General features: G+C 73.0%; 16 protein-coding genes. 12 read left to right on the top strand and 4 right to left on the bottom strand.

Features of this window, described 5'->3' with window-relative positions:
- The first annotated feature begins 114 nt into the window (after positions 1 to 114).
- The 4 genes from ABD191_RS24010 (at position 115) to ABD191_RS24025 (ending at position 2,861) form a co-directional block, all read left to right on the top strand.
- The gene (locus ABD191_RS24010) at positions 115 to 1,158 is read left to right on the top strand and encodes an Rv2578c family radical SAM protein (RefSeq protein ID WP_344086408.1); all 1,044 of its coding nucleotides are present in this window, start codon (positions 115 to 117) and stop codon (positions 1,156 to 1,158) included.
- A gap of 74 nt (positions 1,159 to 1,232) precedes the next feature.
- A complete protein-coding gene (locus ABD191_RS24015) occupies positions 1,233 to 2,111 on the top strand; it encodes a hypothetical protein (protein WP_344086411.1) in 879 nt (292 codons plus the stop codon).
- Complete coding sequence (locus tag ABD191_RS24020; protein WP_344086414.1) at positions 1,999 to 2,370, top strand: CoA-binding protein; 372 nt, start codon at positions 1,999 to 2,001, stop codon at positions 2,368 to 2,370. Before ABD191_RS24015 ends, ABD191_RS24020 begins: the two co-directional genes overlap by 113 nt.
- Before the next feature lie 119 nt (positions 2,371 to 2,489).
- Positions 2,490 to 2,861: a DUF4190 domain-containing protein gene (locus ABD191_RS24025; RefSeq protein ID WP_344086417.1), complete on the top strand. Its 372-nt coding sequence runs from the start codon at positions 2,490 to 2,492 to the stop codon at positions 2,859 to 2,861.
- Here the strand turns inward: ABD191_RS24025 and ABD191_RS24030 are convergent.
- A complete protein-coding gene (locus ABD191_RS24030; protein WP_344086420.1) occupies positions 2,852 to 3,622 on the bottom strand; it encodes an SDR family NAD(P)-dependent oxidoreductase in 771 nt (256 codons plus the stop codon). The two genes, ABD191_RS24025 and ABD191_RS24030, sit on opposite strands and share 10 nt — an antisense overlap.
- Before the next feature lie 147 nt (positions 3,623 to 3,769).
- Here ABD191_RS24030 and ABD191_RS24035 point away from each other — a divergent pair, with 147 nt between their 5' ends.
- A complete protein-coding gene (locus ABD191_RS24035; RefSeq protein ID WP_344086423.1) occupies positions 3,770 to 4,240 on the top strand; it encodes a DUF4190 domain-containing protein in 471 nt (156 codons plus the stop codon).
- 8 nt (positions 4,241 to 4,248) lie between these two features.
- Positions 4,249 to 4,953 (top strand): DUF4190 domain-containing protein, encoded by a 705-nt coding sequence (locus ABD191_RS24040; RefSeq protein ID WP_344086426.1) that lies wholly within the window; start codon positions 4,249 to 4,251, stop codon positions 4,951 to 4,953.
- Here ABD191_RS24040 and ABD191_RS24045 read toward each other — a convergent pair.
- On the bottom strand, positions 4,950 to 5,900 hold the full coding sequence (locus ABD191_RS24045; RefSeq protein ID WP_344086429.1) for an HpcH/HpaI aldolase/citrate lyase family protein: 951 nt from the start codon (positions 5,898 to 5,900) through the stop codon (positions 4,950 to 4,952). The genes ABD191_RS24040 and ABD191_RS24045 overlap by 4 nt on opposite strands.
- Positions 5,901 to 5,923: 23 nt before the next feature.
- On the opposite strand from ABD191_RS24045, the gene ABD191_RS24050 reads away from it, so the two are divergent.
- Complete coding sequence (locus tag ABD191_RS24050) at positions 5,924 to 6,754, top strand: SDR family NAD(P)-dependent oxidoreductase (RefSeq protein WP_344086432.1); 831 nt, start codon at positions 5,924 to 5,926, stop codon at positions 6,752 to 6,754.
- Here ABD191_RS24050 and ABD191_RS24055 read toward each other — a convergent pair.
- On the bottom strand, positions 6,676 to 7,689 hold the full coding sequence (locus ABD191_RS24055; protein ID WP_425560840.1) for a DMT family transporter: 1,014 nt from the start codon (positions 7,687 to 7,689) through the stop codon (positions 6,676 to 6,678). The genes ABD191_RS24050 and ABD191_RS24055 overlap by 79 nt on opposite strands.
- 121 nt (positions 7,690 to 7,810) lie before the next feature.
- Between ABD191_RS24055 and ABD191_RS24060 the strand changes: the two genes are divergently transcribed.
- The 5 genes from ABD191_RS24060 (at position 7,811) to ABD191_RS24080 (ending at position 11,324) form a co-directional block, all read left to right on the top strand.
- Positions 7,811 to 8,557, top strand: a complete 747-nt coding sequence (locus ABD191_RS24060; protein ID WP_344086437.1) for an HAD family hydrolase — start codon at positions 7,811 to 7,813, stop codon at positions 8,555 to 8,557.
- Positions 8,514 to 9,149, top strand: a complete 636-nt coding sequence (amrA, locus tag ABD191_RS24065) for an AmmeMemoRadiSam system protein A (protein ID WP_344086439.1) — start codon at positions 8,514 to 8,516, stop codon at positions 9,147 to 9,149. The genes ABD191_RS24060 and amrA overlap by 44 nt, the downstream gene beginning before the upstream one ends.
- 279 nt (positions 9,150 to 9,428) lie before the next feature.
- Positions 9,429 to 10,253, top strand: a complete 825-nt coding sequence (locus ABD191_RS24070) for a helix-turn-helix domain-containing protein (RefSeq protein ID WP_344086442.1) — start codon at positions 9,429 to 9,431, stop codon at positions 10,251 to 10,253.
- Between the two features lie 8 nt (positions 10,254 to 10,261).
- The gene (cyaB, locus tag ABD191_RS24075) at positions 10,262 to 10,825 is read left to right on the top strand and encodes a class IV adenylate cyclase (RefSeq protein WP_344086445.1); all 564 of its coding nucleotides are present in this window, start codon (positions 10,262 to 10,264) and stop codon (positions 10,823 to 10,825) included.
- Positions 10,826 to 10,850: 25 nt separating this feature from the next.
- Positions 10,851 to 11,324, top strand: coding sequence for a hypothetical protein (locus ABD191_RS24080; protein ID WP_344086603.1), 474 nt, complete (start codon positions 10,851 to 10,853; stop codon positions 11,322 to 11,324).
- Positions 11,325 to 11,806: 482 nt separating this feature from the next.
- Here the strand turns inward: ABD191_RS24080 and ABD191_RS24085 are convergent, their stop codons facing one another.
- Positions 11,807 to 12,691: a PhzF family phenazine biosynthesis protein gene (locus ABD191_RS24085; protein ID WP_344086449.1), complete on the bottom strand. Its 885-nt coding sequence runs from the start codon at positions 12,689 to 12,691 to the stop codon at positions 11,807 to 11,809.
- Between the last annotated feature and the right edge of the window lie 31 nt (positions 12,692 to 12,722).

Consider the following 12,722-nt stretch of genomic DNA (forward strand, 5'->3'; position numbering starts at 1 on the left):
CAGCGCTTTTGCGAGTCAGCCGACCCGCCCAGTCACCCCACCATCCTCACTGCGCTTTTCGTTGACGCGGGTGACCCGGTTGCCACCAGGGCGTACGTATGTTCGAATGGTCGGGTGCGATGGTCCCATCTCGCGGATGCCGACACGGGGGCGCCGGCACTGCCGCTCAGCCTGCCCGGGGCGGTGACGCGCACGTTTGACACGCCGGAGTTCGCCGGCATGACGTTCTACGAGATCCACGCCAAGTCGATCATCAATCGGGTGCCGGGCGCGTCGCGGGTGCCGTTCGAGTGGACCGTGAACCCCTACCGGGGGTGCTCGCATGCCTGCGTCTACTGCTTCGCGCGCAACACGCACACCTACCTCGACTTCGACCCCGGGCGCGACTTCGACAGCCGGGTCGTCGTCAAGGTCAACGCGGGCGGGTTGTTGCGACGGGAGCTGGCCGCGCCCCGCTGGGCGGGCGCGCACATCGCCATGGGCACCAACGTCGACTGCTATCAGCGGGCCGAGGGGCGTTACCGGCTGATGCGCGAGATCCTCGCGGCGCTGCGCGACGCGGCCAACCCGTTCTCGATCCTCACCAAGGGCACGTTGATCACGCGCGACCTTGATCTGCTCCGCCAGGCGGCCGAGGTGACGACCGTCGGGGTGAGCATGTCGATCGGGTTCGTCGACGAGGCCCTGTGGCGGCTGGTCGAGCCTGGTACGCCGAGCCCGCGCCGGCGGCTGGACGCGGTGCGGCGGCTGAGCGACGCCGGCTTCGCGGTCGGGGTGCTCATGGCGCCGATCCTGCCCGGGCTCACCGACACCGCGGAGTCGATCGACGCGACCGTGGCCGCGATCGCGGGCGCCGGGGCGGCCAGCGTGATGCCGATCGTGCTGCACCTGCGGCCGGGCGCGCGGGAGTGGTATGCGGCGTGGGTCGCCCGGCACCGGCCGGACCTGCTGCCCCGCTACCGCGAGCTGTACGGCTCCGGGTCGTACGCGCCGGCGGCGTACCAGCGTGGGGTGAGCGCGCGGGTACGGGTGGCCGCGCGGCGTCACGGCCTCAACCGGGATAGTGATAAAGCCAACCCTCGGGAACTCGAGCCGGCCGTGCCGACTGTCCATTCTGCACAGAAAGCCGAGGTCATGAGCCAACCAACCCTGTTGTAACCGGCTAATCGGCCGATAGGTCCGCCCATCAGCATCTGTCGACAGACTGATCCATATGGGTAGATTGCTCTGTCGTGCGTTTGGCAACGGCAGTCGGACTGCTCATCGGAGCGGCCGCGGCATGGCTCGGCGGGCTGATCGCCCATCTCACCGTCCCCACGTCCGCCGTCCCGGCCCGGGTCATCTGCGCGCTCGGGGCGCTGCTCGCGGCCATCGCGCTCGCCGCGAACGCGGCGCCCGCCGACGGCCCGGCCCGGCTGTCCATCCGCGGCGGGACGTTCCGGGTGCGGCCCCGCGCGCGCAGCCGCGCGTTCAGCGTCGCCGTCATCCTCCTCGCCCTGCTGACCGCCGGGCTGCTCGCCGAACCGACCTCCTCGTTTCGGGTGGCGCTCGCCCTCGGACCGCTGGGCTGGGCGGTCCTCGCGACCGCCGGAGCGGCCGGCGCCATCCACCTCAACGCGCTCGTGACCGGGCGGCCCACCCTCAGCATCACCCCCGACGCCGTGCACGTCGTGACCGCCATCCGCCGCCGCGTCGTGCCCTGGGCCGCCGTGCGGCCGGGTACCCCGAGCGTCAACCCGCACGGCGACTGGCTCCTCGGCCTCACCATCGACCGGCCCGACCTCGTGCGCGGCGGGCCGGAGCGGGTGTGGCTGCCGGTACGCCATCTCGATGTGGACCCGGACTTTCTCGTCGAGGCGCTGCGCCACTACGTCGACCACCCCTGCGACCGGCAGGGCATCGGCACCGAAGCCGGCCGGCGCGACCTGTACGCCGAGCTAGAGTCGACCCGTGCGCAGCTCCCGGGAGATCCTCGCGGCCTCGACGACGATCGCGGTCGTGGGCGCGTCCCGCCACCCGGACAAGTCCGCCCACTCCGTCCCGCTGCAGATGGCGCGGCACGGCTGGCGGATCATTCCGGTGAACCCGTCGGCGGACGAGATCTGGGGTGAGCGCTGCTACCCCACCCTCGCCGACGTGCCCGTGCCCGTCGACCTGGTGAACGTGTTCCGGCCGGGCGAGCAGGCGGGCGCGGTCGTGCGTGAGGCCATCGCCATCGGCGCGCCCGCCGTGTGGTTGCAGGTCGGCATCGTCTCAGCCGAGGGGCGGCGCCTGGCCGCGGCCGCCGGCATCGACTACGTCGAGGACGAGTGCGTCGCCGTGGTCCGGGCGGTCAACCGGCTGTCCGCGCCCAGCACCGCGAACCCCTGACGCACCCGAACGGGGTACCCCCAGACAAGCCGTTCGCGCCGTTGCGCCCGCCGTGCGGCGTTAAGATCGGCGTGCTCCGCCAGCGCGTCACGCCCGGTCCGGGCACGGAGGAGGCGCATGTGACGACGCCACCAGAGGCGACCCCGCCCGAGGCCGCGCCGCAGTCCCCGGCGGAGTACCCGCCCGCGTATCCCCCGGCGTACCCCATGGCCTACATCCCGCCGTCGCCGGTCAGTTCGGTGCGCAGCACCAACCGGCTCGCGATCCTCGCCCTCGTCATGGCGTTCGTCTTCCCCCCGGCCGGGATCGTGCTGGGTCACCTGGCCAAGCGGCAGATCCGGACCACGGGCGACGAGGGCGACGGACTCGCCACGGCGGGGCTCATCGCCGGGTACGCCATCACCGGGGTGATCATGGCCAGCTGCTGCGGCCTGATGGCGTTCGAGCTGATGGACCTCAACGGCGTGTTCGGTACCCCGACTCAGCGGTAACGGACCTCGCGCACGCTGTTGCCGCCGTCGACCACGAGCATCTGCCCGGTGATGTACGACGCCGAGGGCGAGCACAGGAAGGCGATCGCCGCGGCGACCTCGTCGGGCGAGCCGGGGCGGCCCATCGGGGCCTCCAGGCCGTACTTGAGCTCCGCCACGGTGGACGACCCGGTGTGGATCAGGCCCGGCGCGACCGCGTTGACGGTCACGCCGTCCGCGATCAACTCCATGGCGAGCGCCCGGGTGAGACCCACCACGCCGGCCTTCGCGGCGGCGTAACCGGCCTCCGTGGGGAGCGCGTTGACCGGCCCGGCGGTGGCCGCCATGTTGACGATGCGTCCCCAGCCGCGCTCCGCCATGCCCGGCGCGAACGCCCGGCTGACCAGGAAGGCCGTCGTGAGGTTGCGGTCGAGTTCGCCGCGCCACTCGTCGAAGGTCAGCTGCGCGACCGGCCGCATCACGCCGGGGCTCGCCTTGCTGGCCAGGCCGGCGTTGTTCACCACGACCTCCACGTCGCCGAGTTGCTCGACGACCGCGTCGGCCAGGGCGCCGACCTCCGCCTCGACGGTCAGATCCGCGACGAAGCCGGTCACTCCCAGCTCGGCGGCGCGTTCGTGGATCCGCTTGGTGGTGGACACGATCGCGACCCGCGCGCCGAGCGCCTGCAGCCTGGCCGCCGTGGCGAACCCGATACCGTCCTGGCTGCCGGCCCCGGTGACGAGAGCGACCCGGCCGTCCAGCCGGTCGGAGTCAAAACCCATGCCGCGATCCTGCCGGGCGCCGGCCCGCCCGGCAAACACCCTGGGCGCCGGATTAAGGCGACACCGCGTCATGCGCCGAGCCTGTACCCTGATGCTCCCCGTACCGGCCCGAACCGGCGCGGGTCACCCACCCCGGAAAGATTCGACATGACATACCCCGGTCAGCCGGAGCCACCGGGTCAGCCGCAGTCGCCGGCCTGGCAGGATCCCACCGCGCCCGCCTCGTACCCGCCACACCAGCTCGGCCCGGCGCCGCAGCCCTACAGTGGCGACGCCCCGCAGACGACCCCCTATCCGGCGTACGCGCCGCCGCCGGCGCCCTATCCGGTCGCCGGCTACCAGTCGCCGTACGGCACGCCGATCGGCGCGGCGGCACCGACCAACGGCCTGGCGATCGCCTCGCTCGTCGTGGCCATCCTCGGCTTCGGCTTCATCGGGGCGATCATGGGACATGTCGCCCGACGGCAGATCGCCGAGCGCGGCGAGCAGGGCGACGGACTTGCCCTAGCGGGCATTATCGTGGGCTGGGCTACCACCGCGATCTGGGTGCTCTGCTGCGGGGGGTACGCCATTTTTGTCGCCGGCATGTTCGGCACGACGTTTGCCAGCACCTACTGAAGGCCCCCATGAGCGACCAGAACCCCTCCGCCTGGCCCGACCCCACCGCGGCGTCCGGCCCGCCCGCCCCGACGCCGCTCCCGGCGCCGGCCCCGATGCCCGAGCCGACCGTGCTCGAGCCCGGCGTCCCCTCGTTCGCCCCCGGCCAGGCAAGCCCGGCGTACCCCGCGCCGGAACCGGTCTCCGCCGGCTACGCGCCGATGGACCAGCCGGCCGGCTACGCCCAGCCGGGCTACGCCGAGCCCGGCTACGCCCAACCGGCCTACCCCACCCAGCAGGGCTACCCCGCCCAGCCGGGCTACCCGCCGCCGGCCTCAGCCGTCCCTGGCTACGGCGGCACCCCCGGCTATGCCGCCCCGGGTTACGGGGTCCCGGGCTACGGCGCTCCCGGCTACCCCGCCCCCGGCTACGTCGTCGCCAAGCCCACCAACGGCCTGGCCATCGGCTCCATGGTCGTGTCGCTCGTGTCGGTCGCCGGCCTGTGCTTCTACGGTCTCGGCGGCCTGCTCGGCATCGTCGGCGCGATCCTGGGCCACGTGGCCCGGCGCCAGGTCCTCGAGCGCGACCAGAACGGTGAGGGCATGGCGAAGGCCGGCATCATCATCGGCTGGATCGCCACCGCGCTCGCCGTCCTGGTGATCGGCGCGCTCATCCTCCTCTTCGTGCTGGCCGCCAACAGCGATCCCGGCTATTCCGGCGAGGCCGACTTCTAGGCGCGCGCGGGCGGCGGGGTGAACTCCGTCGCCCGCGTCAGCCCGGCCGCCCGGCCCTTGGCCGCGATGACCTGGGCCAGCTTGCGCGACGCCTCGTCGATCATCTCGTCGCCCAGCATGACCGCGCCGGTCGCGCCGCCGGCCTCCGAGGTCGCGTGCTCGTAGGCGTCGAGGATCAGCTCGGCGCGGTCGTACGCCTGCGGCGTCGGGGAGTACACCTCGTTGGCCGCCTCGATCTGGTCGGGATGCAGCACCCACTTGCCGTCGTAGCCCAGCGCCGCGCTGCGGCGGGCGGACGCGGCGAAACCCGCCACGTCGCGGATCTGCAGGTGCGGCCCGTCGATGGCCTGCAGGTCGTGGCTGCGCGCGGCGACCAGCAGCCGCATGAGCACGTAGTGGAACGGGTCGCCCGGATAGTCCGGGTTCAACTCCCCCACGGCCAGCGACGGCATGTTCAGTGACGCCATGAAGTCGGCGGGCCCGAACACGAGCGTCTCGGTGCGCGGCGACGCGGCCGCGATCGCGTCGATCTCCACGAGGCCGCGGGCGGTCTCGATCTGCAACTCCAGCCCGATGCCCCCGATCGGCAGCCCGAGCGTCTTCTCGATCTGGGTGAGCAGCGTGTCGACGAAGATCACCTGAGCCGCGTCGCGCACCTTGGGCAACACGAGGCAGTCGACGTGCTCGCCCGCGCCCTCCACCACGGAGATCACATCCCGGTACGTCCACGGCGTACTCAGGTCGTTGACGCGTACGGTCCGGATCTTGTCGTCCCAACCGCCCTCCCGCAGGGCCGCGACCACATTGCCCCGCGCGGCCTCCTTGGCGAGCGGGGCGACCGCGTCCTCCAGGTCGAGGAACACCTGGTCGGCGGGGAGGGTGCGGGCCTTGTCCAGCATCCGCGTGTTTGATCCGGGAACGGCGAGGCATGACCGACGAGCGCGCATGCCGGCAGGGTAATCTGCCGCCCATGATCGACGAAGACCACCCACGCCTGGCGGTGGTGACCGGAGCCAGTTCGGGCATCGGCCGGGCGGCCGCCGAGGAGTTCGCGCGGCGTGGGTGGTCGGTCGCCCTGGTCGGGCGGGATCCGGGCCGTCTCGCGGAGGCCACCTCAGGGGTACGCGCGGCGGCGCGCGGCGGCACCGTCACGGCGTACACGTGCGATTTCGCGGTTCTGGACGAGGTCCGGGGGCTGGCCGGGCGGCTGCGCGCCGACCATCCGCGGGTGGATGTGCTGGCCAACAACGCGGGCGGCGCGGTGGGCAGGCGCTACACGACAGTGGACGGCTTCGAGCTGACCATGCAGACGAACCATCTGGCGCCGTTCCTGCTGTCGAACCTGCTGCGCGACCGGCTCGCCGGTGGGCGGATGGTGAACACGGCCTCGGCGGCGCACGCGGCCGGTCGCCTCGACCCGGCCGACCTCAACGGCGAGCGGGCCCGGTTCAGCCGGTTCGGCGCCTACGGCGCGGCCAAGCAGGCGAACATCCTGTTCGCGCTGGAGGCGGCCGGACGCTGGCCGGAGATCGTCTCGGCGGCGTACCACCCGGGTGTCGTGCGGACCCGGTTCGGCAGCGACAGCTCCGTCGTGACCTTCTTCTACCGCTGGACGCCGTTCCTGCGTACCCCGGCGCAGGGCGCGGACACGATGCTGTGGCTGGCCACCGAGCCGGACACGGCGATCACGTCCGGCGGGTACTACGTGAACCGCAAGCTCGTTCAGCCGTCGCGGCGGGCGGCCGACCCGGCGCTGGCCTCGGCGTTATGGGAGGCGAGCAGCTCAGCGGTGGGCCTCTGATCCGGCACGATCCCGAGCGGGGGCGGGTCGGGGACCGGCACGCGGCGGGCCGCGCGGCGGTCGGCGCTCAGCACGAGGACGACGCCGCCAACGAGCAGCACCACGCCGGGCAGGCTCGCCAGGCCGGGCCGCTGGTCGAGCCAGACCCAGCCGAGCAGCGCGGCACCCGGCACCTCCAGCAGCACGACGAGCGAGATGGTCGTCGCGGCGATGCGCCGCAGCGCGTAGCTGAGCAGGGAATGTCCCAGCAGCTGCGGCCCCAGGGTGATCGCGGCCAGCGCGACCCACGCGGTCGCCGGGTACCCGGTGAGCGGCACCCCGCCGACCAGGCAGACGGTGAGCAGGATGAGGCCGCACGCGGTGTAGCAGACCGTCGTGTACGCGGTCGTGCTCGTGGTGACGCGGGCGCGCTCCCCGAACGCCGTGTACGCCGCCGCCAGCACGGCGCCCGCCAGGGCCAGGATGTCGCCGAGCACGGCCGTACCGTCCGCGTGCAGGTCCGCCCCGGTGATGGCCACCGCGCCGCACACCGCCAGCCCGATGCCGACCCAGGTCGGCACCGGCAGCCGCTTGCCCTGCGCGGCGGCGATGACGCCCTGCCAGACAGGCTGGGTCGCGACGAGCGCCGTGGCGGTCGCCACGCTGGTCAGCTTGGCGCTCGGCACCCAGGTGGCGAAGTGCCCGGCCAGGGCGACGCCGGCGAGCAGGCAGAACAGTCCCTCCCGGCGGTGCGGGGCCCGGGCCAGCGCGACCAGTTCGCGCCGGCGCGCGACCGCCCACGGCGCCTGCAGCCCCACCGCCATGGCGTTGCGCCAGAAGGCGATCGCCAGCGCCGGCGCGGCCGCGTACGCGATGAGCGGGCCGGACGAGGAGATCGCGACGACGGCGATGCCGAGCGCGGTGAAGGAGGCGACATGCGGCCGCTGAGGTGACACGCCGTGGATCATGCCAGGTCGCGGTGTGCATATTGCGGGGTGCAGGTTTACCAGTGGTAATCGCATCGGTACGCTCGGGCCGTCCATGGCGAACGGTTGCATAACATGGAGTGACTGAACGATGCCGTCACGTTATCGCGCCGTGATCTTCGACTTCTTCGGCACGCTCACGCGCGCGTTCCAACGCAGTGCCCTGCACGCCGAGGTCGCCCGCCAGTTGGGCTGTGACCCGACCGCTTTCGCCCACCTGCTCAACCACACGTACCCGCAACGCGCGCGCGGCGGGTACGCCGACGTGGAGCGCACCCTGGCCGCGCTCGCCCACCGGCAGGGCGCGTGCCCGAGCGCCGCCCAGGTGCGCGCGGCGGCCGCGCTGCGGCTACGCGCCATCCGGGAGGACATCCGGCTGCGCCCCGACGCGATCCGGACCCTCGGCGCGCTGCGGGCGCGCGGCCTGCGCACCGGCCTGGTCAGCGACTGCACCGACGAACTGCCCGAGATCTTCCCCACCCTGGCGGTCGCCCCGCTGCTCGACGCGACGATCTACTCCTGCCGCCTCGGCGCGGTCAAACCCCACCCCGCCCTGTACGACGCGGTGTGCGCCCGGCTGGGGGTCGCCCCCGCCGACTGCCTCTACCTGGGCGACGGCGGCGGGCGGGAGTTGTCCGGCGCCCGGCGGGCCGGCATGACGGCCGTTCAGTTCGCCGCGCCCGACCTGGTGGAGCACCTGAGCTTCGACACCGAACCGGAATGGCGCGGGCCGACCGTAACTCGCCTGATCGACACGCTCGATCTCGTCGATACGCGCGCGCCATACTGGGCCGATGAACGGCCACGCGCGCGGTTCGCGCCCGTCGGCCCCGGCTGATGCCCCGGCGACCGACGGCGGGATCTCGGCCGCCGAGGGACAACACCTGGCCACCCGCGCCGCGCGGGCGATCGGCCGGGCCCTGACCGGGGCCCCCCGCGACGGCCGGCCGCCAACCTCCGCGGCGCTACGCCGGCTCGGGGCGTCGTTCGTGACGCTGCACCGCGACGGTGAGCTGCGCGGCTGCATCGGCACCCTCGCGCCGGTGTGCCCTCTCTACCTCGACGTGACCGCGAACGCCCTGCGCGCCATGCGCGACCCCCGGCTGCCGCCGGTCACCGCCCGGGACTGGCCCCGGCTGGACGTGGGCGTCTCCGTGCTGGGTCCGCTCGTCCCGCTGCCCGTGACCGACCTGCCCGCGCTCGTCGCCACCCTGCGGCCCGGGGTGGACGGCCTCGTCATCACCGCTGACGGCCGGCAGGCCACATTCCTGCCCGTGGTCTGGGACAAGCTCACCGACCCGGCCGCCTTCGTGGGCCACCTGCTCGCCAAGGGCGGTTGGCCCGCCGGGCGCCTGCCCGAGGGCGCCGTCATCACCCGTTACACGGCGCCGGAGTTCCACGACCTGTCGCCCCGCCCGCCACTGACGTGACCCTCCACAGTGGCGTCCAGGGGTGCCGCACGGCCGCGGAGCGGCGCCGGCGATCGCTCGGCACCGCTCCCACGGCCGGTTGGCGGGCGCGACACCGCCAACCCCCCTTTCCCGGCCGCCACGAACATGCGACCGCGATGAACGGATCGCGGTCGCACAGCGGGACGGGCCGGGCCCCCGTACGACCCTGCCGTAGGTCGTGTGGCCCACCCATCGCGCCACTGTGGTCTCACCCGCTAATCTCACGCTGAGATAACGCGCATCGATGGAGCCCTCACCATGGTCGGCGTCTTCCAACCCATCCAGATCCCCGAGTGGGCATGGCAGACCGAGACGGCGCGCGCGGTGCTGCGCTCGCGCGACGCGGCCGGCATCCTGCGCATCGCCCAGCAGTACGGCGGGGCCTCGCAGCACCGCGTCGCCAACGCCGTCGGCATCCTGCAGGGCCGGGTCAGCGAGATCATGCGCGGCGGCCGGCAGATCACCAGCCTGCAGGTGTTCGAACGCATCGCCGACGGGCTCGACATGCCCGACCACGCACGCGTCGCCATGGGCCTCGCGCCCCGCGTCCCCGACGAACCCGCCCCGGTCGGCGAGATCCTGGCGACCTTTCCCCGCCAGGCCGCCGCCGAGGCGGACATCCGGGCCCGCGCCGCGGTCGCCAGCCGGCTGGACATCCTGGCCATCCGGGCCCTGGGAATCATCGGGTTCAAGGACTCGTTGCTGCGCCGCAGCGTGCTCGGCGCCGCGCCGCACCCCACCCTGCGGGTCCTGCTGCTCGACCCGGACTCCCCCGCCGCCATCCAGCGGGCCGGCGAGATCGACGAGTCCGTCGAGGCGTTCACCGGCGGCATCCGGCTGTCCCTGGTACGCCTGCGGGAACTCGCCACGACCGTACCGACCGAGGTGTACCTCTATGCCGAGGTCCCGGTCTGGCGGATGATCGGTATGGACGACACCCTGTACGTGTCGTCATTCTCAGCGGAGTGGGAAGGGCACGAGTCACCGACCTACAAGTTGGTGAACACGACCGGAGGCGCGCTGTTCCACGGCTTCCGGCGCACATTTGACGACCTGCGGAACGGGGCGCATCGAGTTATCTAGGGACCGCCATGGCCATCGAGGTTGAGCTGAAGGCACGGGTACGCGACACCGAATCGGTCCTCGCCCACCTGAAGTCCAGGTCGGACGGGCGGGCGAGCACCTACCGCGACACGTACTACGACTATCCCGACCGTCGGCTCGGCAACGCCGGACGGCAGGAACTGCGCATCCGCGTCATCGAGGAGGACGAGCGGACCCACGCGGTCTGGACGTTCAAGGGCGCCATGCTGGACGAGGCGAGCACCCCCGAGTACGAGACGGACATCGCCGAGCCCGAGGCGGCCAGGGCGATCCTGTCCCAGCTCGGACTGGAGCCGGTGATCGCGTACACCAAACACTGTGTGAACTTCGTGTTCGACCGCGAGAGCTACCACGTCAAAGCGACCGTCGTGAACGTGCCCGAACTCGACGGCACCTTCCTGGAAGTGGAGACCCTCGTCGAGGACGAGGCCGACGTCGGCGGCGCCCGCCAGGTCATCAGCGACGTCCTCGCCGCCCTCAACCTGCACGAACCTGACCTCGAACCGACCTTCTACGTGGACATGGTCGCCTCCCACCGGGCATCCTCATAGGGTGCACCCGCTGGTCGAGGAGTCCATGAAGAAGGCCGCGGTCGCCTGGCTGACCGTCGGCGACCACCGGACCTACCCGGTCTGGTGCGCCTGGCTCGACGACGCGCTGCACATCGTCGGCGGCGGCGCCGGCGAGCAGCCGCTGCCCGGCCTGGCGACCGCCTCCCGCGCGTCCGTCACGGCGCGCGGCGACCACGGCGGCCGGGTCGTCACCTGGCCCGCCCAGGTGCACCGCCTGCGCCCCGGCGACGAGGCCTGGGCCACGGTGGTCCCCCAACTGGCCGGCAAGCGCCTCAACGGCCCCGGCGGCGAGGAACTGGCCCGCCGCTGGGCCGACCCGGAGGTGCTGGTCTGCCGCCTCACCCCGGACGGCGACCCGACCGAGGCCGGCCCCACCCTGCCGGACGGCTCCCTGGCCGCCGAGGTACCCCAGACCCCGGCGGTCCACCGCGTCCGCCGCCCGTTCCGCCTCCACCGCGTCCGCAACCGCCGCGCCTAACACCACCAGCGCGCCCACCGCGCGGCGACGCGACCCTCCCCTTGCTCCGCCAAGGTGCGCACCTTGGCGGTCTCGGAGCCGCGCGTGACCGCCAAAGTACGCACCTTGGCGCGCTCGGGGCCGCGCGTGACCGCCAGAGTGCGCACTTGGCGGGCTCGGGGCGCGCGTGACCGCCAAAGTACGCACCTTGGCGCGCTCGGAGACGCGGGCAACCGCCAAAGTACGCACATTGGCGCGCTCGGGGCCGGGTGACCGCCACAGTGCGCACCTTGGCGGGCTCGGGGCCGCCGGTGACCACCAAAGTACGCACATTGGCGCGCTCGGGAACGCCAGGGCCCGCCAAAGTGCGCACATTGGCGCGGTCGGGAACGCGGGCGACCACCAAGACACGCACCCTGGCGGCCGGGGCGGCGTGGTCACTCGACCAGCGTCGTTGTGTGAGGACCCGTGCAGTGGGAGCAGGGGCAGGCTGCCCCTGGGGGTCAGCCGACGAAGGGTGGGACGGCGATCTCGCCGGTGGCGATCGGGACCACGCCGCCGGTGACGGTCGCGCCAAGGGGCTTGCCGGAATCGGCGGTGACGGTGCACTCCAGTGTGGACGGGCGGTGCAGCTCCGCGCCCTGGCGCACCGTGTACGACGAGCGGCCCTCGCCGGTCAGCAGGCCGGACGCGACCGCGTAGATGCCGAAGCCGAGCGCGGCCGAGCCCGTGGCCGGGTCCTCGGGGACGCCGGAGCCGGGCACGAAGGCGCGCGCGTGCGAGACGTGCCGTGCGGCGTCCCAGGCGAACACCACCAGGTCGGTCACCCCGTGCCGGCGGGCGGCGTCGCTGTTGAGGCTCGCGCGGGCGACGGCGTCCGGGCGTACGGACAGGAAGGGCCACTCCAGGCCGCACCCGGCGGCGCGCGGCGGCGGGCCGGCCAGGTCGTCGGCGGTCAGCCCGACGATCTCCAACAGCGGGCCGGGGTCCAGCTCCGGGCCGAGGGTCGGCGTGCCGCCCGTGAGGGTCGCGCGCCCATCGGCGTACACCTGAATGGGGAGCAGTCCCGCGCCGCACTCCTGGACCACCTCGGCGCCCGACGCGGGGTCGAGGCCCGCCCACCCACGCCGCACGAGCGTGACCGCCGTGCCCACGGACGGGTGCCCGGCGAAGGGCAGTTCCAGCTCCGGTGTGAAGATCCGCACACGGTAGGTGCCGCCGTCCGAGGGCGGTAGCACGAACGCGGTTTCCGACAGGTGGAACTCCCGCGCGAGGGCCTGAAGCTGCGCGGCCGCCAGGCCTTCCGCGCCCAACACCACAGCCAGCGGGTTTCCGGTGAAGGGCCGGTCGGTGAAGACGTCGACGATCTCGTACGTCAGCTTGGTCATACCCACTCCTACGCGGCCCTCTAGTCTGGTG

The organism is Luedemannella helvata (genome assembly GCF_039528415.1).
GTDB classification, from domain to species: Bacteria; Actinomycetota; Actinomycetes; order Mycobacteriales; family Micromonosporaceae; genus Luedemannella; species Luedemannella helvata.